Below are 21,163 nucleotides of genomic sequence, written 5' to 3'. Positions count from 1 at the left end.
CCGAGGGCGCGCTAGCGCCGCTCAAGCCGCTTCAGCGGCGCTCCAGCTGCGCGAGCACCGGCAGCTTCAGCAAACGCTCGACCTGCCACTTCTCCAGAATCCGCCGGCGGATGATGTCCAGCGCCACCGCCGCGAAGATGCCCAGGCCGATGCCGCCCACCACGCCCGCGGCGACGATGAGCTGCACCTTCGGCTTGGACGGCTTCTCCGGGAAGGTGGGCGGCGCCAGCACGCTGAAGCGGTGCTTCATCGACGCCTTCGAAATCTCCAGCTCCGTGCGGGCCTGGTCCAGCCGCCGCGTCTTCTCCTGGTGCCGCATCACCAGCATGCGCACCCGGTCCGCGGCCACCGACACCTCGGGGTTGTCCGAAGTGGCCTGCCCGCCCAGCGTGCCGATGGGCATCCCCGCCGTCGAGAGCCCCGACTCCAGCTCCGCCGGGTTGCCGCCGTTGCGCGTGTACTCGTTGATGAGCTCGTTCAGCTCCGAGCGCAGCGCCACCAGCTGAGGCGAGTCCTCCTGGAGCGCGATGATGCGCTGCTCGATGTCCGTAATCATCGGGTGCCGCGGCGAGTACATGACGCGCGCCTCGGACAGCTGGTTGCGCAGCTCCGTCAGCCGCCGCGCGCGGAACTCCTCCACGTCGCTGATGGCCCGGCGCTTCGTCTGAATCATGAAGCGCATCTGCGCCAGCAGGTGGTCGGTGTTGATCATCCCGCCGGACGCCGTCGGGGTGCCCTTGCGAGCCGCCTTCTCCTCTTCCTTGCGGCGCTTCAGCTCGATGCGCCGCACCGTGGCGTCCAGGTCGGCGATGGCCTTCTTGATGCCCTCGCCCTCATCCACCACCTGCTTCTCCAGAATCGTAATCGCCTCGGACACGGCGCCCATCTCCGCCGCCTGGCGCATGTCGAGGAAGTTCTGCTGCGCGGCCTCGACGATGTTCAGCGCGAGCTGCGGGTCACCCCACTCCACGCCGATGGAGACGGTGCCCGTGCCGCCCTCCACGCCGACAATCATCGCCTGCTCCAGCATGGCGATGAGCGCGTCTTCCTTGTCCTTGTCCTCCATGGGCGGAGGCGGCTTCTTCGTCACCTTCTCCTTCAGCCGGGAGATGGGGGAGCGGTTCATGTCCCAGTACTCGACGAGCTTCGCCTTGTGGACGATGGTCTTCAGGTTGTCGTACTTCATCACCATCTCCCACGCGGCGCGCGTGGGCTGGTCCGCGTCCACGGGAATGGAGCGCCCCGGGTTCGCCAGCGAGGAGATGATGAAGTTTCGCTGCGTCAGCATCCGCGTCTCGACGCGGTACTTGCGCGGCATGATTTTGCTGACGCCCATCGCCATGGCGGACACCAGGCCCGCCACCACCATCGCGAGGAACCAGTGCCGCAGCACCGCGTTCTTCAGGTAGCCCACCGAGTCGATGACCAGGCCCCAGTCGATGAGGTCCGCGGGCGCGTTCGTCTCGGGGCGCTCGGGGACGAACAGCGGCTGCGGGGGAGGCACCGGGTGGGGGCGCGGCCCGGGAGCCCCGGGCGCGGGCATCGTCACGACTTCCTCCTCGGCCCGTAGCCCTTCATGAGCTGCTGCACCCGGCGGGTGAACTCCTCCTGGGTGAAGGGCTTGCCCAGGTAGCCGTTGGCGCCCGCCTCCTCGGCGTGGGCCTTGTCCTCGGGCAAATCCCGCGCGCTCACCACCAGCACCGGCACGTCCTTCATCGACGGCGTCTTGCGGATGACCTCGCACAGGTCATAGCCGGAGATGTCCGGCAGCGTCAGGTCCAGGCACACCAGGTCCGGACACAGGGCGGTCTCCAGGTGCTTGAGCGCCGCGCGGCCGCTGGGCAGCTCCACCACCTCCTCGAAACCCATGTCCCGCAGGTAGTCGCCCAGCATCTTCCGGAAGAAGGGGGCGTCCTCCACCAGGAAGACGGTCTGCAGTTGGGGCTCCATTCGTCGTCAGCCTTTCTGCTGATGCTCGCTCAGTCGAAGCCGAGCCGCGGCACCCAGACAAGGACGCCGTACGTGTATGCCGCGTTGAAGAGGAAGATCCACAGGATGGCCTTCTTCAACCCCCGCACGGGGTGCGGGTCCCTCGCCGCCATGGCGGGCAGGGTGATGGTCATGAAGAGGACGGACATCAGGATGAGCTTCGCCATGTCTCAGCCCTCAGAGGATACCAGTTTGCCGCACGGACAGGCCCAGCGACGCGGCCCAGTTCAGCCGGGCCGCCGGTAGGTCGGGCGAGCGGCTGTGCGTGCTCCGCATGTCGGCATCCACTGATACCCAGCGTGTGAGAATCCACGAGGCCGTGACTCCCCCCGTGACGATGCGGTCCCCACTGGCGCCGCCCACGGCGAAGGCGGTGCCGGCGGTGGTGGACAGCCGCACGCGCGGGCCTAGCGCCCAGGCTCCCGACAGCGTCAGGTCGGCCCTCGGGTACACCCTGCCTGTCAGCCGGTCCACGAAGGGCGTCACGCGCACTCCTACGCGGCCGTAGAAGTCCGCCGTCCGCGAGGGAACCCGGTGCCCCACCGCGAAGGTGAGGTTGGGCAGCAGCTCCGTGCGCGGGGCGTCGGGGGACTCGCCCTCCACGGGCTCCGCGTCCGGGTCCTCCTCCGTCGGGGCCTCCAGCGAGCGCACCAGGCTCACGCCCGCCCCGGCCTCCAGGGACGTCCGCCGGTCCACCCGCTGGCCCCACGACTCCGTCAGCGTCAGCACCGTGTTGTTGGCGCCAGTGGAGAAGCGCGAGTGCGCCACCGCCGCGGACGTCGTGATGGCACTCAGCGAAGACAGCGCGTGGCTGAGCGACAGGTCGAAGCGTGGGCCGTACTGCATGGGCACCGCCTCGCGCGCCGGCCCGTCCAGCCCGCCGCTGATGGAGAAGCCGGTGGAGCCGGACAGCTGCCAGCGCCGTCCCAGCAGGCCGGTGTTGGCCGTCAGCGTCGTCGCGGAGGACAGGAAGTAGACGGTGTCCGCCGCCGGCAGGGGCTGCAGGGGGCCGCCGTCCTCGGGAGGCCGCAGCGGCCCGTCCGGGTCCGTGCCGGTGTCGGGCAGCGGCAGCACGTCGGTGGTGAAGAGGTTCACGCTGCCCAGCACCAGCTCCTCGCCCAGCCGCAGCGACACGCCGCGCTGGGGGCGCCAGTCCGCCGCGAGCCGGCCCATGTGCTGCACTTCGGTGCGCGGCTGCGCGGTGATTTCACGCAGGCTGATGCGCGGGGCGTAGTCCAGCGTCAGGGCGGTGTTGCCCTCGCGCAGCTCCAGGCCCAGCGTGGGGGTGATGTCCGTGTCCCCGGCGATGGAAGGAGCGCCCGCCGCCGTGTCCTCGTTCGAGCGCACGCGCGAGTCGGCCCGCACCGCCACGTTGTACGTGACGGCGGCGGAGGAGACCTCCAGCAGCGCGACGGTGAGGGCGGCCCCCAGCACGGGCTACTCCACCACGATGACGTCGCCGGGACGCAGGCGGAACGTCGGAGCGCGCCCCTCGGCGCGGATGAGGTCGTCATAGCGGAAGCGGATGCGCACCGGGGTGCCGTCCTCCTGCCGCATGACGAAGACGCGGTCCTTGTGGGCGTACTCGGTGAAGCCGCCCGCGCCGGCCAGCGCCTGGAGGAGGCTGGCGCCCGTCTCGATTTCCAGCGGGCCGATGCGGTTGATTTCCCCCACCAGGGTCACCTTGATGGGGCGCGCCTGCTCCAGCGCCACCGTGACGACGGGGTGGTTGATGTAGTCCTTCAGCCGCGTCTGGATTTGCTGCGACAGCATGGCCGGCGAGTGCCCCGCCGCCTCCACGTCGTCCAGGAAGAGCAGGCTGATGCGCCCGTCCTCGCGCACGCGCGCCTGCGTGGTGAGCGCCTCCTGGTTCCACACGCGGATGTTGAGCAGGTCCCCGGCGGCGATGCGGTAGCTGGCGTCCGGCGGGGGCGGCTTCTCCTGGTACTCGTCCACCCAGGTGTACTTGCCCAGCCCGGTGCAGCCCGGTGCCAGCACGGAGGCCAGCAGCAGCAGCGCGGCGCGGGCGAGCGCACGCGGAGGGAGGCGCGAAGAGGGCGGCGTCTGGCGGAGCGGGGACGGCATAAGCAGCGGAGGTCTCCTCTAGAGGGTGGGGGCCACGGCGGCAGGGGCCGCGGCCTCCGGCTCGGGGTTGCCACGGCGGCGGGCCACGCGCACCACCTGGAGCACCTCGCCCGGGCGCACCGCGCCGGTGGCCAGCACGCCCACCACGTAAAGCACCGCCTCGATTCCCAGCCGCACCCACGGGTTCAGCGGGGCGAACACCGTCACGTCCAGCGCGGCGATGGCCAGGCACACCGCGGCCGTCTTGCCCGCCAGCGCCAGCAGGCGCGCGTCGAACGCCGCGCGGCCCATGCGGGCGAACAGGCTGATGGTGACGCACACCTCCATCAGCAGGATGGACAGCGCGGTGCCCGAGGCGCCGCCGCCGGGGCCCAGGGCCGAGTGCATCAGCGGAATCAGCAGCACGTTGAGCGCCGGAATCAGCAGCAGGCTGCCGACGACGCTGGTGATGGTCACCCACCACTCGCGGTTCGTCATCGTCAGCCAGAGGCCGGCCGTCATGGTGATGAAGGCCAGCACGAAGAGCGGCGACATCAGCCGCAGCGGCAGGGTGGAGGCGCCGAACTCGCCGCCCATCAGCCCCACCCACAGCGGGGCGCCCAGGACGATGAGCATCATCAGCGGCACCGTGACGACCAGCGTGCCCTCCAGCGCGCGGCGGGTCAGCCGGGTGAGCTCCTCCTCGGAGCGCGCGGCCGCGCGGGACGCCAGCGGCATCAACACCCAGGTGTAGACGGGGTTGAGGAAGAAGGTGAGCCCCGCGATGTTCCACGCGGCGCCGTAGAAGCCCACCTCCTCGTGGGTGGCCAGCATGCCCAGAATCATCACGTCCAGGCGTCCATTGGCTCCCAGGGCCGCGCCGGTGATGAAGAAGGGCAGGCTCGCCTTGAGCACCTTCCACGTGGCCGTCATGTCCACCTTGAAGGTGAGCCCCAGGTGCTGGTGCGCCAGGCGCCAGCCCACCGCCAGCTTCACCGCCTCCGACACCAGCAGCGGCACCGCCAGCCAGGGCAGCGCCAGCCCTGCGACGCACACCGCCAGCAGCCCGCCGCCCCACACCAGCTTGGTGACGATGTTGGAGACGGACAGCCCCGCCACCTTGCCCTTGGCGTGCAGCAGCGCGGCCACGGAGGCGTTGATGATGATGAGCGCCTGCGCCACCGCGAAGACGTACACGAGGTGTCGCACCTCGGGCGGGTCTTCGCGGTAGTGCATGACGAGCGCGAGCACGCCCACCAGCACCCCGGTGAGCCCCAGGCGCAGCAGCATCGTGGTGCCGAAGAAGTCACTGGCGTGAGTGGGCCGGCGCGCGACCTCCTTGCGGATGTACATCTCCAGGCCGAACTGCGTGGCGAGGAAGAAGACCGCGGAGAAGCTGTCCCCCCAGTTGAAGCGGCCCAGGTTCTCCGGGCCCAGGTGGGCGGGAAGGAGGAAGCGCACGCCCATGGCGATGGCGTACGTCACCAGCAGCGAGCCGCCGAGCTGCAGCCCGTTACGGACCGCGCCCATCGTCTCGTGCGCGGTGTCCGCGCCCTGCTGAGCGTCCTGCGAAATGGAAGGACTGGGACTGTTCACGGTGGAAGCGGGCCCCCCCGGCCCTGGCCGGTCATGCCCGGGTGCATAGAAGACGAGCGGGGGCGGCACGTCAATGCCGCCCCCGCGTGAGTCTGGTTGCCTGGAAGGCCAGGGGCCCTAGCTGGCCCCGCGCCCGGTGAGCACCACGGGCACCGTCTGCAACAGCAGCGTCAAGTCACTGGTGAGGCTCCAGTGGTCGATGTACTGCATGTCCAGGTACATCCACTCCTCGAACGAAATCTGGTTGCGCCCGGACACCTGCCAGATGCAGGTGAGGCCCGGCCGCACGGACAGCCGGCGGCGCTGCCACGTCTCGTACTTGGCGACTTCGCTGGGCACCGGCGGGCGCGGCCCGACGATGCTCATCTCACCGCGCAGCACGTTGATGAACTGGGGCAGCTCGTCGATGGAGAACTTGCGGATGAACCGGCCGATGCCGGTGATGCGCGGGTCGTTCTTCATCTTGAAGACCGGGCCCGTCTGCTCGTTCTGCGCGGCCAGCTTCGCCTTCAGCTCCTCGGCGTTCACCACCATGGAGCGGAACTTCAGCATGTAGAACGGCTTGCCGTTCTGCCCCGTGCGCAGCTGCTTGAAGAAGATGGGGCCCTTGGAGGTGAGCTTCACCGCCAGCGCCACGCCGGCCAGCAGGGGCAGCAGCACCCACAGCGCCACCGCGGACACGCAGATGTCGAACAGGCGCTTCATCGCCATCTGGTGCGGCTTGGGCGTCACCGCCGCGAAGTGCAGGAAGCCGTCGGACACCGCGCGGCCGTCCACCGGGCGGGCGCGGTCCAGGCGGAAGCTGTGCGCCGGCAGCGCGAAGGGCACGCCGAAGCGCTCGGCCAGCTTGATGGCCGCCTGCATGGACTCGCCCTGCTTCAGCGTGTTGCCCGCGATGTAGACCTCGTCCACCGCCGTGTTGCGGAGGATGCGCTCCAGGTCGTCCACGGAGCCCATGACCCGCGCCGGCAGCTCGCCCGAGCCCGTCTCTTCGTTGAAGCGCACGTAGCCCAGCACCTGGCGGCGGCCGCGGCCCACCAGGTCCTCGCCCGTGTAGCGGCCCATGGCGCCCGTGCCGATGATGAGGACCGAGTCCATGGGGCGCTCATTCGCCGCCACCGGACGGAAGACGAACAGCCGCAGCAGCAGCGCCACGGGCCAGAAGATGACCAGCAGCGGCGCCACGCCCATCACCCGGCCCGGCAGCGCCAGGCCCATCACCGCCAGCACCGTCACCACCGCCAGCGTCGTCACCGACACGAGCGCCACGTGGTCCAGCTTCCTGCGCTCGGCGAAGCGCGAGTCATAGAGACACAGCGCGGTGCCGGTGATGATCCACGTCACCAGCGCTGCGGCGACCAGCCCGGGGACGACCCAGCCGGACTCCGGCGTCAGCTGGTTGCCCAGCCACGCGGCGACGACCAGCACCGCCGACATCAGCACCAGGTCTACCGTCAGGTTCAGCTTCGCCGCGAAACCCGGCGCCAGCTTGGGCGCCTGGACTTCCGTCATCCCATCGCCCTGAGAGGATTCAGTCCCAGGAGCCCCGACCGCCGCACTTGCCGTTGCGCTGCTCATCGTCTCCACCCCCCTCTGCGCCGAATGCATGCTTTTGTTCAGTTCAGGCAGAGGATGCCGTTGAGGCTAAAAATCTTCAAGTCGGAAAGAACTACTTATTGCCGGATACTGCGACGCGTTGCAACCGCCGCCCCGCGAGTAAGACGTGACAGGAGGTGAATTCTTGGGATCGTCCGGACCGCCGTACCGGGTCGATTGCGCCCCACGAACATGCTCCCTGCCCTGAATCCATCCCAGGTGCCGGACTTCGCGCCGGAAGACTGCATCTACGGTGCCGGTCTGACTTCAGTTGTCGCATGGCGGTGAAAGGTGGAAGGCGTCTGGGCGAAGTGACGGGGATTCGCGGGGTTACGGAAGGGTGAGGCGCTCAGGGCCTGTGTAGACGTTGAAGCGGCCGTTCCGGGCGAACGCTGCCAGCGTCATTCCGGAACGCAGCGCCAGCTCCACGGCGAGGGAGCTGGCCGCGGAAACACCTGCCACGACAGGGATTCGGGCCATGGCGGCCTTCTGGATGATCTCAAAGCTGACGCGTCCGCTGACGGCGAGCAGCACGGGCTGACGTGTCAGCGGGGTGCGGGTGACTCGGACGCTGCGTACGGAACCGGCGAGGACGAGGGCGCCGACCACCTTGTCCACGGCGTTGTGGCGGCCCACGTCCTCATATGCGGCGAGGACATTTCCCTCGGCGTCGAGCGCGGCGGCGGCGTGGACTCCCCCGGTGCGGGCGAAGTTTCGCTGCACGTCGCGCAGGCGCTCGGTGGCGCGGGCCACGGCGTCCGGGGAAAGCGTGGGGCCGGGAGGCACGGGCGGGCACACGGCGAGCAGGTCCTCCACGCTGCGACGGCCGCAGACGCCACAGGCGGAGGTGGTGAGGGTGCCGCGGCGGGCGGCGCGCACGCGCTCCACGTCCAGCACGGCGCCGGACGCGGGCGTCACCTCCAGCACATTGCCCCAGCCCTCCTCGCCGGGGCGGCCGCAGTGCGCGAGGCTGCCCACGTCGTCGACGCTCTGGAGGATGCCCTCGGAGAAGAGGAAGCCCGTGGCCAGCTCGCGGTCATGGCCGGGTGTGCGCATGGTGATGGCGACGGAGTCTCCGCTGACACGAATCTCCAGCGGTTCCTCCACGGCGACGTCGTCCTCCTCACTGGGATGGAGCCGGGCTCCGTCCCAACGATGCACGGGACGGCGCGCGACGCCGCGCGCGTCCGACGGAGCCAGGGGCCCGCGCCGGCCGGGCCGCAGGTGCGTGAGGAGGAGGTCCGTCACGCCGCGCACGTCGTCACGGCCGAGCACGCGCACGTCGGGGGACAGGCCGGTGGGTGGCGTGGCCGACGCCGTCAGCACGGCGAGGACCTCGGGGTGGGACGGGGCGAGCGGCGGGCCGAGGCCCTCGCGCCACACCTCCAGCTTGGGCAGCGGGCCGTCCTTCCATCCCTCCACCAGCACCAGGTCCACGGCGTTGGCATAGCGCGCGAGCAGTGACGGCAGGGCCTCCGGGGACGCGGCGCTGGTGGTGAGCTGCACCCCGGAGGGCGTGGCGAAGCCGGTGAGCACGGCGCCGGCCTCCTGGAAGCGGGCGGTGTCGCTGCCGGGGCGGTGCAGCGGGTGCGCGTCCGAGGAGTGCTTCACCACGGCGACGCGCAGGCCGCGTGAGGCCAGCTCGGGGACGAGCTTCGTGAGCAGTGTCGTCTTCCCGACGCCGGACCAGCCGACGATGCTGATGGCGGGCACGGCGCTCATGCGGAGGCACCCGGGGCGGCGTCCACCGCGGAGTAGGTGGCCCCGTGGAACAGCTCCACGTCGACGGAGTCGCCCACTGCGAAGTCGGCGCGGCCGGGAGGAAGGAGGGCCCAGCCCTCGCCATGGACGTTCTGCAGAATCTGTCCCGCACCCTGGGGGCGGAGGCGCGCGAGGGGCTCACCTTCGCCCGAGTGCTCCAGCGTGGCGGTGATGAGGTAGGTGAGGCCGGCCTGCTTGTGGCGCGACTCGGAGAGGCGGGCGCGCACCCGGCGGCGTGTCTCGAGGACCCCCTGGCGCTTGAGCAGCAGCGGGCGCGCGAGCTGGTCGAAGGCGACGGTGGCCGCACCGGGGTTGCCGGGCAGCACGACGACGGCGGTGTCTCCCATCCGCGCGATGGCCACGGGCTTGCCGGGCTTGAGCGCGACGCCGTCCACGAAGAAGCGAGCCCCGAGCGCGGCGAGCACGCGCTTGACGTGGTCCTTGTCACCCACGGAGGCGCCGCCGGTGGTGATGAGGACGTCCACCTGGGGCGCGAGCCGGGACACCGTGTCGCGCAGCGCGCCCTCGTCGTCACGGGCGCGCTCCAGGTGACTCACGTCGGCGCCGGCCTCGCGAGCGAGCGCGGCCACGAGGATGAGGTTGCTCTCGTAGACCTGGTGGGGCAGGGCGGGCGTGCCGGGCGCGACGAGCTCGTCACCGGTGGCGAGCACCGCCACGCGAGGCACGGGGCGCACCCAGGCGTGAGTCTCTCCGAGGGAGGCCAGCACCCCGAGCACCGCGGCGCTCATGCGCTGGCCGGGAGCGAAGAGGGGTGTGCCGGAGGTGACCTCTTCTCCCGTGCGGCGGAGGTCATTGCCAGGAGGAACGGTGATGAAGACGTCCACGTGCTGGCCATCGTCAGAGGCGCGCGCGGCCTCCTGGCGGACGACGGCGTCGGCGCCGGAGGGGAGTGGGGCGCCGGTGAAGATGCGTGTGGCCTGGCCTGGCTGAAGGGCGCGGGAGGGGAGACTGCCGGCGTAGACGGTGTCGATGATGCGCAGGCGCGAGGGGCGCTCGCGGTTGGCGCCCCGGGTCTCCTCGGAGCGCACGGCCCAGCCGTCCATGGCGGAGTTGTCGCAGCCGGGCAGCGAGCGCGACGCGGTGACGGCCGTGGCGAGGAAGCGGCCGTGAGCGTCGAGGAGGGACACCCGCTCGGGAGCCGCGGGGGCAATGGCGTCGAGCGCGGCCAGCCGGGCGGTGGAGAGCGGAGTGAGCGGCATCGGGACGGCGCAGCCTACGCCGTGGGCCGTGTCCGTTGTCCATGGGAGCGTGTCAGGTCCCCGCATGCTTCCTCCCTCCCCGGGCAGGGCTCGGAGCGTCAGGTACTCTCGCGGGTGGAGAGGCGTCGGAGGTAGGCGAGGGTGGCCTGAGGAGTTCCCCGTACACCGCGTCGGGTTGCGCGGGCTCGGGGTGGAGCGGTGACGTCGTGGGTGGTGGGACTGGAGAGCGCGCGCCATGAGTATTTCGGACGGCGAGTACCCGGATGTGACGTTGGCCATCATCGCGGGGGGCCAGGGCCGGAGGCTGTCCGGAGTGCCCAAGGGACTGCTGGCGGTGGAGGGCCGCACGGTGGTGGAGCGACTGCTGGCCCTCGCGCCGCGCTTCGGGGACGTGTTGCTGGTGGCGAACGAGCCAGGGCCCTACGCGGGGCTCGGACTGCGCACGGTGGCGGACGAGGTACCGGGCAAGGGCGCGCCAGGCGGCGTGCACGCGGCACTGGTGGCGGCGCGCACGCCGTGGGTGCTGGCGGTGGCGTGCGACATGCCCTTCGTGCAGCCGGAAGCGGTGCGCGTCCTCATGGATGCGCGGGGTGAAGCGGTGGACGCGGTGTGCTTCGAGGTGGCGGGACGGGTGGAGCCGTTGCTCGCGGTGTACCGGACAGCGCTCGCGACGGAGTGGGGAGCGGCGCTGGCGGAGGACCCCTCCCTGCGCCAGCTCCTGTCACGCTACCGCGCGCGGCTGTTGCCCGAGGATGCACTGCGCACGGTGGACCCGACGCTGCGCTCCCTGGTGAATGTGAACACGCCAGAGGACCTCACGCGGCACGGTGTCACGCTGCCTCGGAGGTGAGGCGCTTCAAGGCATGTACGGATAGCGCTCCAGGCGTCCCTCGGGCGAATAGGCGTACAGCTCGAACCAGTCGAACTCCAAGGTGACACCTGGGCCGAACTCCGGGCACTTGTCCACGCGGTGGTCGATTCGAATGAAGTACCACCCCGCCTGGTAGCCGATGTGTATTTCCAGGGACCTGGGTGAGAAGGCGCACTCTCTCGTGGACTCCTTGGGAAAGCGCTTCATCACCTGCTGTAGCGCGGCATGAGCGGCGAGGATGGCGGGCCCGTCGAGCGTGGCCAGGGGAGCCAGTTCATCCTCCGGCCATGGAATGGCCGATGACGTGCCGGTCTTCGGCGCAACGGTTCCCGCGTCGGGCTGCTTGGGCGCAGGACGGGGCACAAGGGTTCCAGCATCTGTCCCTGTGACAACGAGCCCAGCGTCTGGCCTCTCAGCAAGGGGCTGAGGCGGCACAGTACCTCCGCCTACTACCAGGGAGATGAGCAGGATGAGGGAGTCAGGTCTCGACATGCGGCACCTTGAGTCCTTCTACGGGAGTGGCTCTGGAGCGCACTCCGGCGGGGCTCCCTGTGGCCTGAATGCACTGGGCGGCTGGGGACGGCACGTCGCCTGGAACTGCCAACGCTTCTTGCCACTGTCCCACCTGAACACCTCACCCGCCTGATTCCACTTGTAGAACCGCGGCGCACTTCGCGGTCCGGTCGCGAGCCATCCCCAGGCTGGAATCAACTGTCCTCGGGAATCACGGGCCAGCTTTCCACTGGGGCTGGTTCCGTACGCAACAATGACCCACACGCCATCCTCTGACTTCACCAGAGGCCAGACCGCGAGATCCCGACTGCTGACGTCGGTTGCGCAAGGGTGGTTGTGGGCGTAGCCGAAGACAGGCAGGTCCCTCCCGAAGTCCGCATCATCGACCCCTCCCAAAGGGGGTGTGCATGAGCTGGATGACTTCACCACGTTCCGAATCGGCCAGGAGACGCGCCAGTCCTCTGGCGTTCGGTAGATTGCGACACAGTACTCGCGTCACACGCATCCGCGGCACTGGGCAGTTCCATCAACGCTGTGAGGGTGGGGAGCACCAGGTCGTCCGGGACATTGGCCGTGTCTGCGACAACGGCAGGAACTTCCGGCCATGGCCCAGGCGCAACGACCAGGGAGTCGCTACCTTCCAATCTGGGCAGCTCTGCCTTCGAGTAGTAGCGCCGAGCCCCTGTGCACGCCAGGCTGAGAACCAGGATGGCCAGCGCGGCCTGTCGATGGCCGTGCGTCATCGGGCCCGGCGGTAGGAGCAGTGCATGGGCGAGCAGCCTGGCTCCGAGCAGCCTCATTGCTGACCAGGGACGCTACATGCAGCGCCAACAGAGCGTCTATGTCCGAGTTCCCACTCCAATCCGCACCGGAACCCGCCGTGCCCCGAACGCCCCCGGCACCTCATCGAACCGTCCAGGCACTGCCTCTCCACAGTCCGGACACCGTCCCTCCGGCGTCACGCGGTACGACAGCAGCCGGTGCCAGTCCCGGACGATGAGCGCCGTGCCGCAACCACCGCACAGCGTGGTGTCGCCCTCGGTGTCATGGACATTCCCCGTGTACACATGGCGAAGCCCCGTGCGGCGGGCAATCCCGCGCGCCCGGGTCAGCGTCGCCGGTGGCGTGGCCGGAACGTCGAGCATCTTGAAGTCAGGGTGGAACGCCGTGAAGTGCAGCGGCACGTCGGGGCCCAACCGCTCCATCATCCACTCCGACAGGCGCGTCACCTCTGCCTCCGAGTCGTTGTGCCCGGGGATGAGCAGCGTCGTCACCTCGAACCAGACGCGCGTCTCGTGCCGCAGATACTCCAGCGTCGCCAGCACCGGCTGCAGGTGCGCGAAGGTGACGCGCTTGTAGAAGTCCTCGGTGAACGCCTTCAGGTCCACGTTGGCCGCGTCCATCTTCGAGTACAGCTCCCGTCGCGGCTGCGCGTGGATGTAGCCCGCCGTGACGGCCACCGTCTCCACCCCGAGCGCATGGCACGCGTCCGCCACGTCCATGGCGTACTCGGCGAAGATGACGGGGTCGTTGTAGGTGAAGGCCACGCTCTTGCAGCCCAGCCGCACCGCGTGCCGGGCGATGGCCTCCGGCGAGGCCTCATCCGCCAGCGTGTCCTGCTCGCGCGACTTGGAGATGTCCCAGTTCTGGCAGAAGCGGCAGCCCAGGTTGCAGCCGGCCGTGCCGAACGACAGCACGCTGCTCCCCGGGTGGAAGTGGTTGAGCGGCTTCTTCTCAATCGGGTCCACGCAGAAGCCCGACGAGCGCCCGTACGTGTCCAGCACCATCCCCTCGCCCACGCGCTGGCGCACGAAGCAGAAGCCGCGCTGCCCCTCGTGCAGCTTGCAGTCACGCGGGCACAGGTCGCACTGCACACGCCCGTCCTCCAGCTTGTGCCACCAGCGAGCGGGAAACGCGGTGCTCATGTCGATGTCCTCCCCCGGCCCGGCGCTGGCGGTACGGCCGCGCGGCAGGCCCCGAAAGGACAATCTCTAACAGGACGCCTCCCGCGTCGCCGCCAGCCCAGGCCGCGCGCCCGTGCACCGGCCCGGCTGGCCGCGAGAGAAGCCGGGCGCCGCTACCCTGGAGGCTTCGGCAGCGGCTGGAGCAGCTTCGGCAGGTCCGCGAAGTTGAAGATGAGGCTCGGCCGGACCTGCCCGAGGGCATCCCCCATGTCCTCCCCCGTGCCCTGCACGCCGATGCCCACCGTCCAGTTGTCGGCGAGCACGATGCGGCTGGTGGCCACGATGCTGGCCCGCTTGGTGTCGGTGTCCTCCAGCTTCGCGAAGGACTGCGTGGCCTCCAGCCGCAGCAGGAAGCGCGGCGAAGCAATGCCCACGGAGAACCCCACGTCGAGCCACTTGCCCATGGGCTCGCCCGGGCGCTGCCGCTCGTACAGGGCGCGCAGCTGGAGCGTCGCCTCCACGCTGGCGGAGCCGCCGGACAGCAGCTCCAGCGTGGCCGCGCCGAAGCCGCGCTGGATGACGACGCCATCCCCGTCCTGCGCCTTGAGGCCCGGCGTCACCCACCGGCCGCCCGCGGACAGGAACAGGGCGCTGGACGCCTCGCGCACCTGCCGGGCGCAGGAGGACAGCCCCAGCCGCAGCTTGTCGATGCCCGCCTGCCGTGCGCGCGCCATGGCCGCGGGGTGGTCCGCCACGGCCTGCTGGAACTCGGCGTCGGTGTTGAAGTCGGGGCGCAGCGGAGGGCCCGGGAAGTCATACAGACTCGGGTCCGCGAGCACGCCGTCCATGCAGGTGCTGTACGCGTCGCCGTAGATGCTCCGGTCTCCGAAGACGTCCACGGAGGCCCCCGCCATCACCGTGGCGAAGCGGCCCTCGTCGAAGGTGAGGCCCTCGTAGGGGGTGTCGTCGGCGAGCGCGAGCGTGACGGCGCTGTCCTGCAGGTAGCGGGTGAGTCGCTCCTTCCGGGCCGCGCGAGCCTCCGGGTAGAGCTGCTCGTACCCCTTCGTGAGGAGGTAGGGATTGAACTGCAACACGAAGGACTTCTGCCCGCCCTCGAGCACGGCGCCGGCATTGCGGAGGCTGGCCACCAGGGCGGCGGGGTTGGAGGGGTGGACGATTTCCCCTGCGGTGGCGATGTCCAGGCCGGCGGCGGCCTCGGAGCCTCCGCGCAGGAAGCTGGGGAAGTCGAGCTCGGCGGTGCCCGCATCCGGCGAGCCCGCGCCCTGGGCCCGCGCCGAGGCGCCACACAGGAGCAGCACGAGTGCGAGGGCCGCCCTCATTCCGTCACCGTCCAGACCAGGTTGATGAAGTCGGCCTGCGCGCCCGAGGGCAGGTTGAACTCGTCCCACAGCAGCTCCTTCTGGCCGTTGGGGAAGACGAGCGAGCCCCGCTGGACGAAGGTGGCGCCAACGCCCATCGCGTCGGCCACGGCGAAGGTCACCATCAACCAGCCCTGCTCCGCGGAGGGCAGGAAGTCGTCGGGCAGCGTGACAGTCTCCGGGCCGGTGAACGTCGCACTGTGGAACTGCCGGCGCAGCTGGCCGGACATCTTCCCGCTGACCACCAGCCGCATGGCGACGGTGTTGAGCGTGCCCACCGGCCGCTCCAGGACGAGCTTCGCGCCCTTCCGGTCCGCGCGAGCCATCTGGAGGGTCCCCGCCAGCTTGTCGTTTCCCGACATGTCTTTCCCCTTGGGCGGCTGGAGCCAGCCGGCTTCACGCACCGCGCGAGGCGCACCATACCGTGGCCCTTCGCGCCTGGTCGAAGGACAGGCGGGCCGCCCGGGTGCGTCACCCTGACGCATGGACCCGGAGCGCCGGGAATGGGAAACAGCGGGTGGAGAATCCCCCATGCTGAAGACCCCCCTAGGACGTTTCCGCGCGGTGGCCCTGGCCGAGGGCCTGTCCTTCATCGCCCTCCTCTTCATCGCGATGCCGCTGAAGTACCTCGCGGGCATGCCGCTGGGCGTGCGCGTCGTGGGCATGGTGCACGGGCTGCTCTTCGTCCTCTACCTCTTCGCGCTGTTGGAGGTGGCCATCGCCTGTCGCTGGTCGCTCGTGCGCGTGCTGGGCGCCTTCGGTGCGTCGCTGGTCCCCTTCGGCAACTTCGTGCTCGAAGCGCGGCTGCGGCGAGAGCAGGAGGCGTCCGTCGAAGTCGCCCGCTGACGTCCCCCGGACGGGGTGCATCGGGCGCACCAGAGCGGAGCTGCCGCGCCAGGGGCGGTCAGGAGTTCGCACGGGCGGGCAGAAGCCATGCGAGATTCCCCCACGGAAAACAGCACCGGGGGCTGACGACCATGGAGCGCGGAAGGTGGGACACGCCAGAGGCCGTAGAGCGCGAGCTGTCCGCGCGGCTGGCCCTCGTGGAGCCCACGGAGGGCATCCGGGGCATGCTCTTCGCGGCGGTGCTCGACACCGTGCGCTTCCTCGGTGACGAGCAGGCCGTGTCGCGCATCATCGAGGGCGGTGACGTCCAGAAGGACCTGGACCTCAACGAGCTCTATCCCGTGCCCCCCTTCATGCGCCTGTTCTTCGCGGCGACGCGGCTGCTGGCGCCGCAGCTGGGCGGCTTCGAGGAGGCGATGCGGCAGCTTGGCGTGCAGGGCACGCTGGCCTTCATCAACTCCATGTTCGGCGCCGAGGTGCGGCAGCAGGTGGGCGGCGAGCCGAAGCAGCTCGTGGAGATGCTCCCCGAGGCGTACCGCATGGCCATCAACTTCGGAGAGCTGCAGGTGGAGTGGACGGGCCCGCGCGCCGGCCGCATCCACATGCGGCGCATCTTCACGCCCGTCGCCTACAACGAGGGCATGCTCGAAGGCGCCCTGCAGGCGGTGGGTGCGCAGGACATCCAGGTGCGCGGGTGGCAGACCTCGCTGCTCGACAGCGAGTACACCCTGGCCTGGGACAGCTGAGCCCGGCCAGCGTGGCGCGCGGTGCCGGGAGGCTCAGGAGCCGGTGCCGGGCGGGTAGAACGCGAACGCGCCGTAGCCCACCACCTCGTCGTGTCCGCCCGCCGTGTCTCCCGAGCTGCGCAGGTCCAGCAGTCGCGGTCGGAGCCCGCGCTTCCGGGCCGCCAGGAGCAACCCGCTGATGCCGGCCGCGCCGCACGCGCTCCCCCTGTCCAGCGGGCCGTCGAGCGAGAGCACCCGCTCGGCCGTCTCGCGGTCCGCCTCCCGTGCGTCCTCATAGGGGAGGTAGTGCGACAGGTCCGAGCTGACGATGGGCAGCACATCCGGAGCCCAGAGCGCGTCGAGCACCTCCTCCACCTCTTCCGCGTCGGCGCTGCCCACCACCAGGGGAAGCACGCGGAAGTGCCCCAGCACGCGCTGCAGGAAGGGGAGCTGCACCTCCAGCGAGTGCTCCGCCTCGTGGGCCTCCGAGGAGACGCTCACCTGCCGGAACCTCGCCGCGCGCTCGCGCAGGTCTTCGTCCAGCGGCACCTCGCCCAGGGGTGTGCACAGCACGTCTACGTCCGGGTACGCGAGCCCCCGTAGCGGAAGGAAGTGGCACGGCCCCAGCAGCAGCACGCGTGGCGTCCTGCCCTTGAAGGCGCGCAGCGTGGCGTAGGCGGTGGCGGCCACCGCGCCGGAGTAGACGTAGCCGGCATGAGGGACGACGAGTGCCGAGGGCCTTTCCCTGTCGGAGATGGGGGCCCGCTCCAGCCACCCGTCGACCGCGGTGGCCAGGGCGGAGGGGCTGGCGGGATAGAACGAGCCCGCCGCGGCGGGAAGTCGCACACGAGCCATGGTCCTCCAACCGGTCATTCCGTTGCAGCGTATTGGCAAGGATGACATGCGGGGACCACGCCTTCCCAACCGGGGCACCACCGGGCGGGCAGGGGGTTGATTGGAATTGAACTGCAAGCAGTTGCGAGTGTCTGGCGGAGCGCGGCTACGGCTCGGAGGGGCGCACCTCCACGCGGGCGCCGACGCGCTGGAGCCGGCTCGCCATTGCCTCGGCCACGCCGCGTGGCAGCCGCCGCCGCACCGGGGCGGGCGCCGAGTCCAGCAGCGCGCGAGCCTCCTTCGGGTCCACCTGCCGCAGTTCCTCAATCATCCCGGTGACGGCGAGGGTGGCCTGGGACGTGGCGCCGGTGAGGACGACGTCGAACAACTCGCGCGTCGGCAGGGGTGGGATGCACGGCCGGAGGAAGGCGAGCGCATCCCCCTTCCTATCCCACGACTCGAATACCTTCACCTCGACGGTGAAGCCGTGGGCCCGGGCGATGCGGTCCACCGTGGTGAAGCCCTCGACCAGGTCGGTGAACACGGCGCCCACGGTGAGGTCGCCATCGCCGAAGCGCTCGCCCACGCGCCAGGCGGGCAGTGGCTCCGGATGGGTGAGCTGCACCAGCGGCCCGTCCTCCGCGTACAGCGCGTCCAGCGCCCGCAGCGCCAGGGCCGGGACGTCCTGACCGGCGCGGGCCGCGTAGGGATACCTGAGCTGGAAGACGCCGATGAGCGGGTGGTGCGAGTGGTCCAGCTCCGTCTCCACGCGCCCGCCGCGCTTGTAGAAGTACTCGCCGAAGGTGGGCGGCAGGGTCACCGTGCAGCCGTGGTGCACGAACACCTGGTGGCCCTGGGCCCACACCCTGGGCGTGTTGATGTCGCTGTGCTCGGGCCAGACATCCTCCAGCTGCGTGAAGCGCACCGGGGTGAGGCCGTGGTGCTGCATGAAGATCTCCAGCGGCGATGGCGGGGCATCATCATCCCAGCCCTTCTGATGGCGCTCCTCCATCCAGACATTGTGCTCGGCGGCCACCCGGGCCAGCTCGGCGGCGACGTCGGCGGCGAGCGTCTCGTTGGGGAAGCGGCCCACCAGGGTGTAGCTGCCGCTGTTGTTGCTCGCGAACGCGTTCCAGACCTGGACCTTCACGCCGTACCTCCGGGGGCCGGTGACTCCAGCCCGTAGCCGGGCGTGCGCGCGCACCCCGGCAGTCGCGACGCGGACGCCAGCGCCTCACGCTGGCCGCGCCATACCGCCATGACCTCGTCCGCCGACGCCACCGGGAAGGTGACGTGGTGGAAGCTGCACGGCATCACCTTCCTGTCGCTGGTGAGGACGAGGAACTCGCGCCCCGCGCCACAGTCCGCGCGGTCGAAGAGGCGCGGCACGCCCTCCATGCGCTCACCCCAGCACACGTCGAGCTTCAGGTGGCACCGGCCCACGAGCGCCCGGCCGAGCAGCGCCACGCGCCGGGCCAGGTCTCGCGCCGCGTCCGGAGCCAGGTGCAGCGCGCGGTCCGCGCCGTTGTAGCTGAGCAGCAGCACGTCACGGCAGCCCAGCGCCACCAGCTCCAGCACCACCGTCTCCAGGGAGGACAGCCGCTCGGGCGTCACCAGGTAGTTGACGCCGAAGCGCGCGCCCGCGTCCGCCAGCCGCGCCACCGTGCCGCGCCAGTCATTGTCGTCATAGAGGGACACGCGGCACTGGCCATAGCGGCCGCGCACGGCGTCCAGGCGGCGGCGTGTGAGCGCCAGCCCGTTGGTGGTGAAGCTCACCGCCAGCGGCGTCTCGCCGTGCAGCCGGCACACGAGTTCTTCGAAGCGGGGGAAGGCCCAGGGCTCACCGCCTCCGAAGGCCACTTCCAGTACGCCCGCGGAGGCCAGCCCGGAGAGCACGGCGAAGGCGCTGTCCGCCGTCCAGTCGCTGCGGGCCTCCAAATCACGCGAGCAGAAGGTGCACGCGAGGTTGCAGCGGTTGGTGATGCCGAACTGCACGGCCCTGGGGGCGCGCTGGCGCAGGTGCGCCGTCTCCGGGCCCTCGCAGCGCACGTTCGTCCCGCTGTCCCGGTCGAACAGCAGCAGCGCGCCATCCAGCGGAAAGCGGCGCAGGCGGGCGAAGGGCGCGGGCACCGGCACGCGGTCGGCGTCATCGGCCGCGTCCGTGAGGGAGGGAGCAGGTGGGCTGGAGTCGGATGCGCGCATGGGAGCCCGAGGGCCGCGACGTGGACGCTCGCTGGCGCGGGCGCCTGACGCCTCCAGGCCCTCCACCCGCGAGGGTGGGATGCCCACTAACACGGCTCGGGGCGAGGGTGAGATGCCCACCCTCCGCACTGTCCGCTCATGGGACGTGCGGGTCCCGGGGCCGGGCGCTGGTGGCTCTCCGCTTCGCGCTCGAGGCCCGAGCTACCGCCACTTCCACTGGAGGGCGGCCATGGCTCGCTGCTTGCTCTGTGACGCGGGGCCGCCATGGACACCTTCTTCCACCCGCACCTCCTTCCCTCGGAGGCGCTGCACACCGAACAGGCAATTGCCCCGCGCACTCCTCCCCGGTGGCCCACACCCACCGGGAGCGCGGGGCGAGCGGGCAGGGGGCCGGCCGGGTTCCTACTCCTCCACCGGCCGTCCCCCATGTCCGTGTCCCTGGCGCCCCGAGTGGGGCAGGCAGCCAGGCGGCCCCGCGCGTCGGCCCGGTTACCGCGTGGGCCGTCGCGCCGCATCGTCCCAGGACCTGGCCGCGAAGAGGGGACGTGCGCACATGGCTCGCCGCGAACAACTTGCAGGGAAGGTCGCCATCGTCACGGGGGCATCCAGCGGGGTGGGGTGGCAGTCCGCGGTGCGCCTGGCGGAGCAGGGCGTGAAGCTGTGTGTCACCGCGCGGCGGCGCGAGGCGCTGGAGTCGCTCCGGACGGTGGTGGAGGCCGCGGGCGGCGAGTGTCTCGTGGTGCCCGGCGACGTGACGGTGCGCGAGGACGTGGACCGGGTGGTGCGCGAGTGCCTGGCGCGCTACGGCCGCATCGACATCCTGGTGAATGACGCGGGGGTGCAGACCTACGGCTACTTCGACCAGCTTCCGTGGGAGCATATCCAGCGCACGCTGGACGTCACCTGCCTGGGCTTCCTGCGCTTCGCGCACGCGGTGCTGCCGCACTTCCGCAAGCAGGGCAGCGGCCACGTGCTCAACGTCCAGTCCATGCTGTCCGAGGGCGCCGCGCCGCTGCTGTCCGCGTACACGGCGGCGAAGCACGCGACGCTGGGCTGGGCGAAGGCGCTGCGGCTCGAGCTGCACGGCACGGGCATCCAGGTGTCCAACGTGCTGGTGCCGTCGGTGGCGACGCCGATGTTCGACCATGCGCCCACGCAGTTCGGGAAGAAGCCGGTGCCGGTGCCGCCCACGTACGACGTGGACCTCATCGCGCGCGCGGTGGTGAAGTGCGCGCGAAAGCCGGGCCGCACGGAGGTGCCCGTCTTCCTCCAGGGCTCGCTGGTGCTGTGGATGGACCGGGTGGCGCCCTTCGTGGGCAACCTCATCCTGGGCCGGTACGGCGCCCGGCTGCAGACGGAGCCGGAGCCCGTCGAGCGTCCGGAGGGCAACCTCTTCCAGCCGGTGCCCGAGGGCGTGGGGGCCTACGGGAGCGTGCCGCCGACGCCGAAGTGGAAGCGTTTCTCGACGGTGGCGGGGCTGGCGGCGCTGGTGGGGGGCGTGCTGGGCGGGGCGGCCCTGGGGGCCCGGGGGCTGGCCCGGGCTGTCCGTTGATGGCGCATTGCTCACACGAATAACGAAATAACAGGTGTTCCTCCGCGCCCTTTCGCTAGAAGGGGCCGCGAGCGCCCGGGTAGGTCCGCCGGGCTCACGCAATGGAGGGAC

20 protein-coding genes are annotated in these 21,163 nt (G+C 70.6%); 4 read left to right on the top strand and 16 right to left on the bottom strand.

The features are described from left to right. Positions 1–31: 31 nt before the first annotated feature. From epsV to G4D85_RS38555, 9 genes are all read right to left on the bottom strand, one after another. Positions 32–1,543 carry a PCP family exopolysaccharide biosynthesis protein EpsV gene (gene epsV, locus G4D85_RS38590; RefSeq protein ID WP_240359766.1) on the bottom strand — a complete coding sequence of 504 codons (1,512 nt, stop codon included), beginning with the start codon at positions 1,541–1,543 and terminating at the stop codon, positions 32–34. A 2-nt stretch (positions 1,544–1,545) separates the two neighbouring features. Continuing rightward, positions 1,546–1,950, bottom strand: coding sequence for an exopolysaccharide biosynthesis response regulator EpsW (gene epsW, locus G4D85_RS38585; protein ID WP_164019150.1), 405 nt, complete (start codon positions 1,948–1,950; stop codon positions 1,546–1,548). A 29-nt stretch (positions 1,951–1,979) separates the two neighbouring features. Continuing rightward, entirely contained in the window at positions 1,980–2,156 is a 177-nt protein-coding gene (locus G4D85_RS49035; RefSeq protein WP_205525890.1) for a hypothetical protein, read from the bottom strand. Positions 2,157–2,166: 10 nt separating this feature from the next. Continuing rightward, positions 2,167–3,423 (bottom strand): exopolysaccharide export protein EpsX, encoded by a 1,257-nt coding sequence (epsX, locus tag G4D85_RS38580; protein ID WP_164019148.1) that lies wholly within the window; start codon positions 3,421–3,423, stop codon positions 2,167–2,169. 3 nt (positions 3,424–3,426) lie between these two features. Further along, complete coding sequence (gene epsY / locus G4D85_RS38575; RefSeq protein ID WP_164019145.1) at positions 3,427–4,074, bottom strand: exopolysaccharide export protein EpsY; 648 nt, start codon at positions 4,072–4,074, stop codon at positions 3,427–3,429. A gap of 18 nt (positions 4,075–4,092) precedes the next feature. Beyond that, complete coding sequence (wzx, locus tag G4D85_RS38570) at positions 4,093–5,583, bottom strand: exopolysaccharide biosynthesis flippase (protein WP_240359753.1); 1,491 nt, start codon at positions 5,581–5,583, stop codon at positions 4,093–4,095. Between the two features lie 183 nt (positions 5,584–5,766). Beyond that, positions 5,767–7,236 (bottom strand): exopolysaccharide biosynthesis polyisoprenyl-phosphate hexose-1-phosphate transferase EpsZ, encoded by a 1,470-nt coding sequence (gene epsZ, locus G4D85_RS38565; protein WP_164019292.1) that lies wholly within the window; start codon positions 7,234–7,236, stop codon positions 5,767–5,769. Positions 7,237–7,575: 339 nt separating this feature from the next. After that, the gene (fdhD, locus tag G4D85_RS38560) at positions 7,576–8,967 is read right to left on the bottom strand and encodes a formate dehydrogenase accessory sulfurtransferase FdhD (protein ID WP_164019142.1); all 1,392 of its coding nucleotides are present in this window, start codon (positions 8,965–8,967) and stop codon (positions 7,576–7,578) included. Then, a complete protein-coding gene (locus G4D85_RS38555) occupies positions 8,964–10,226 on the bottom strand; it encodes a molybdopterin molybdotransferase MoeA (RefSeq protein WP_164019139.1) in 1,263 nt (420 codons plus the stop codon). Before G4D85_RS38555 ends, fdhD begins: the two co-directional genes overlap by 4 nt. 235 nt (positions 10,227–10,461) lie before the next feature. Here G4D85_RS38555 and mobA point away from each other — a divergent pair, with 235 nt between their 5' ends. Further along, positions 10,462–11,076: a molybdenum cofactor guanylyltransferase gene (gene mobA, locus G4D85_RS38550; protein WP_164019137.1), complete on the top strand. Its 615-nt coding sequence runs from the start codon at positions 10,462–10,464 to the stop codon at positions 11,074–11,076. A 6-nt stretch (positions 11,077–11,082) separates the two neighbouring features. Here mobA and G4D85_RS49950 read toward each other — a convergent pair whose 3' ends face one another. From G4D85_RS49950 to G4D85_RS38530, 4 genes are all read right to left on the bottom strand, one after another. After that, on the bottom strand, positions 11,083–11,460 hold the full coding sequence (locus tag G4D85_RS49950) for a hypothetical protein (RefSeq protein ID WP_240359752.1): 378 nt from the start codon (positions 11,458–11,460) through the stop codon (positions 11,083–11,085). 989 nt (positions 11,461–12,449) lie between these two features. Continuing rightward, the gene (amrS, locus tag G4D85_RS38540; RefSeq protein WP_164019135.1) at positions 12,450–13,535 is read right to left on the bottom strand and encodes an AmmeMemoRadiSam system radical SAM enzyme; all 1,086 of its coding nucleotides are present in this window, start codon (positions 13,533–13,535) and stop codon (positions 12,450–12,452) included. 152 nt (positions 13,536–13,687) lie between these two features. Next, positions 13,688–14,854: a hypothetical protein gene (locus G4D85_RS38535; protein ID WP_164019133.1), complete on the bottom strand. Its 1,167-nt coding sequence runs from the start codon at positions 14,852–14,854 to the stop codon at positions 13,688–13,690. Further along, positions 14,851–15,255, bottom strand: a complete 405-nt coding sequence (locus tag G4D85_RS38530; protein ID WP_164019131.1) for a hypothetical protein — start codon at positions 15,253–15,255, stop codon at positions 14,851–14,853. The genes G4D85_RS38535 and G4D85_RS38530 overlap by 4 nt, the downstream gene beginning before the upstream one ends. Positions 15,256–15,424: 169 nt before the next feature. Here G4D85_RS38530 and G4D85_RS38525 point away from each other — a divergent pair, with 169 nt between their 5' ends. Continuing rightward, entirely contained in the window at positions 15,425–15,739 is a 315-nt protein-coding gene (locus G4D85_RS38525) for a DUF3817 domain-containing protein (RefSeq protein WP_164019129.1), read from the top strand. 131 nt (positions 15,740–15,870) lie between these two features. After that, positions 15,871–16,485 carry a TIGR02265 family protein gene (locus G4D85_RS38520; RefSeq protein WP_164019128.1) on the top strand — a complete coding sequence of 205 codons (615 nt, stop codon included), beginning with the start codon at positions 15,871–15,873 and terminating at the stop codon, positions 16,483–16,485. A gap of 33 nt (positions 16,486–16,518) precedes the next feature. On the opposite strand, the gene amrB is transcribed toward G4D85_RS38520, so the two are convergent. The 3 genes from amrB to G4D85_RS38505 form a co-directional block, all read right to left on the bottom strand. Next, positions 16,519–17,319 carry an AmmeMemoRadiSam system protein B gene (gene amrB, locus G4D85_RS38515; protein ID WP_164019126.1) on the bottom strand — a complete coding sequence of 267 codons (801 nt, stop codon included), beginning with the start codon at positions 17,317–17,319 and terminating at the stop codon, positions 16,519–16,521. A gap of 145 nt (positions 17,320–17,464) precedes the next feature. Then, on the bottom strand, positions 17,465–18,448 hold the full coding sequence (locus G4D85_RS38510) for a ribosomal protein L7/L12 (RefSeq protein WP_164019124.1): 984 nt from the start codon (positions 18,446–18,448) through the stop codon (positions 17,465–17,467). Next, complete coding sequence (locus tag G4D85_RS38505) at positions 18,445–19,500, bottom strand: radical SAM protein (RefSeq protein WP_164019122.1); 1,056 nt, start codon at positions 19,498–19,500, stop codon at positions 18,445–18,447. Before G4D85_RS38505 ends, G4D85_RS38510 begins: the two co-directional genes overlap by 4 nt. 553 nt (positions 19,501–20,053) lie before the next feature. Here G4D85_RS38505 and G4D85_RS38500 point away from each other — a divergent pair. Beyond that, positions 20,054–21,052, top strand: a complete 999-nt coding sequence (locus G4D85_RS38500; protein ID WP_164019120.1) for an SDR family NAD(P)-dependent oxidoreductase — start codon at positions 20,054–20,056, stop codon at positions 21,050–21,052. The last annotated feature ends 111 nt before the right edge of the window (positions 21,053–21,163 follow it).

The organism is Pyxidicoccus trucidator (assembly GCF_010894435.1).
GTDB classification, from domain to species: domain Bacteria; phylum Myxococcota; class Myxococcia; order Myxococcales; family Myxococcaceae; genus Myxococcus; species Myxococcus trucidator.
Note: the sequence above shows the minus strand (reverse complement) of the source record. Positions and strands in the feature narration are given on the sequence as shown.

Coding starts and splice junctions, on each gene's coding strand:
- G4D85_RS38530 (WP_164019131.1), bottom strand. CDS start 15,255: ATGTCGGGAAACGACAAGCTGGCGGGGACCCTCCAGATGGCTCGCGCG.
- G4D85_RS38500 (WP_164019120.1), top strand. CDS start 20,054: ATGGCTCGCCGCGAACAACTTGCAGGGAAGGTCGCCATCGTCACGGGG.
- G4D85_RS38505 (WP_164019122.1), bottom strand. CDS start 19,500: ATGCGCGCATCCGACTCCAGCCCACCTGCTCCCTCCCTCACGGACGCG.
- epsW (WP_164019150.1), bottom strand. CDS start 1,950: ATGGAGCCCCAACTGCAGACCGTCTTCCTGGTGGAGGACGCCCCCTTC.
- G4D85_RS38525 (WP_164019129.1), top strand. CDS start 15,425: ATGCTGAAGACCCCCCTAGGACGTTTCCGCGCGGTGGCCCTGGCCGAG.
- fdhD (WP_164019142.1), bottom strand. CDS start 8,967: ATGAGCGCCGTGCCCGCCATCAGCATCGTCGGCTGGTCCGGCGTCGGG.
- wzx (WP_240359753.1), bottom strand. CDS start 5,583: ATGGGCGCGGTCCGTAACGGGCTGCAGCTCGGCGGCTCGCTGCTGGTG.
- amrS (WP_164019135.1), bottom strand. CDS start 13,535: ATGAGCACCGCGTTTCCCGCTCGCTGGTGGCACAAGCTGGAGGACGGG.
- G4D85_RS49035 (WP_205525890.1), bottom strand. CDS start 2,156: ATGGCGAAGCTCATCCTGATGTCCGTCCTCTTCATGACCATCACCCTG.
- G4D85_RS38520 (WP_164019128.1), top strand. CDS start 15,871: ATGGAGCGCGGAAGGTGGGACACGCCAGAGGCCGTAGAGCGCGAGCTG.
- epsV (WP_240359766.1), bottom strand. CDS start 1,543: ATGCCCGCGCCCGGGGCTCCCGGGCCGCGCCCCCACCCGGTGCCTCCC.
- amrB (WP_164019126.1), bottom strand. CDS start 17,319: ATGGCTCGTGTGCGACTTCCCGCCGCGGCGGGCTCGTTCTATCCCGCC.
- G4D85_RS38555 (WP_164019139.1), bottom strand. CDS start 10,226: ATGCCGCTCACTCCGCTCTCCACCGCCCGGCTGGCCGCGCTCGACGCC.
- mobA (WP_164019137.1), top strand. CDS start 10,462: ATGAGTATTTCGGACGGCGAGTACCCGGATGTGACGTTGGCCATCATC.
- G4D85_RS38535 (WP_164019133.1), bottom strand. CDS start 14,854: ATGAGGGCGGCCCTCGCACTCGTGCTGCTCCTGTGTGGCGCCTCGGCG.
- epsY (WP_164019145.1), bottom strand. CDS start 4,074: ATGCCGTCCCCGCTCCGCCAGACGCCGCCCTCTTCGCGCCTCCCTCCG.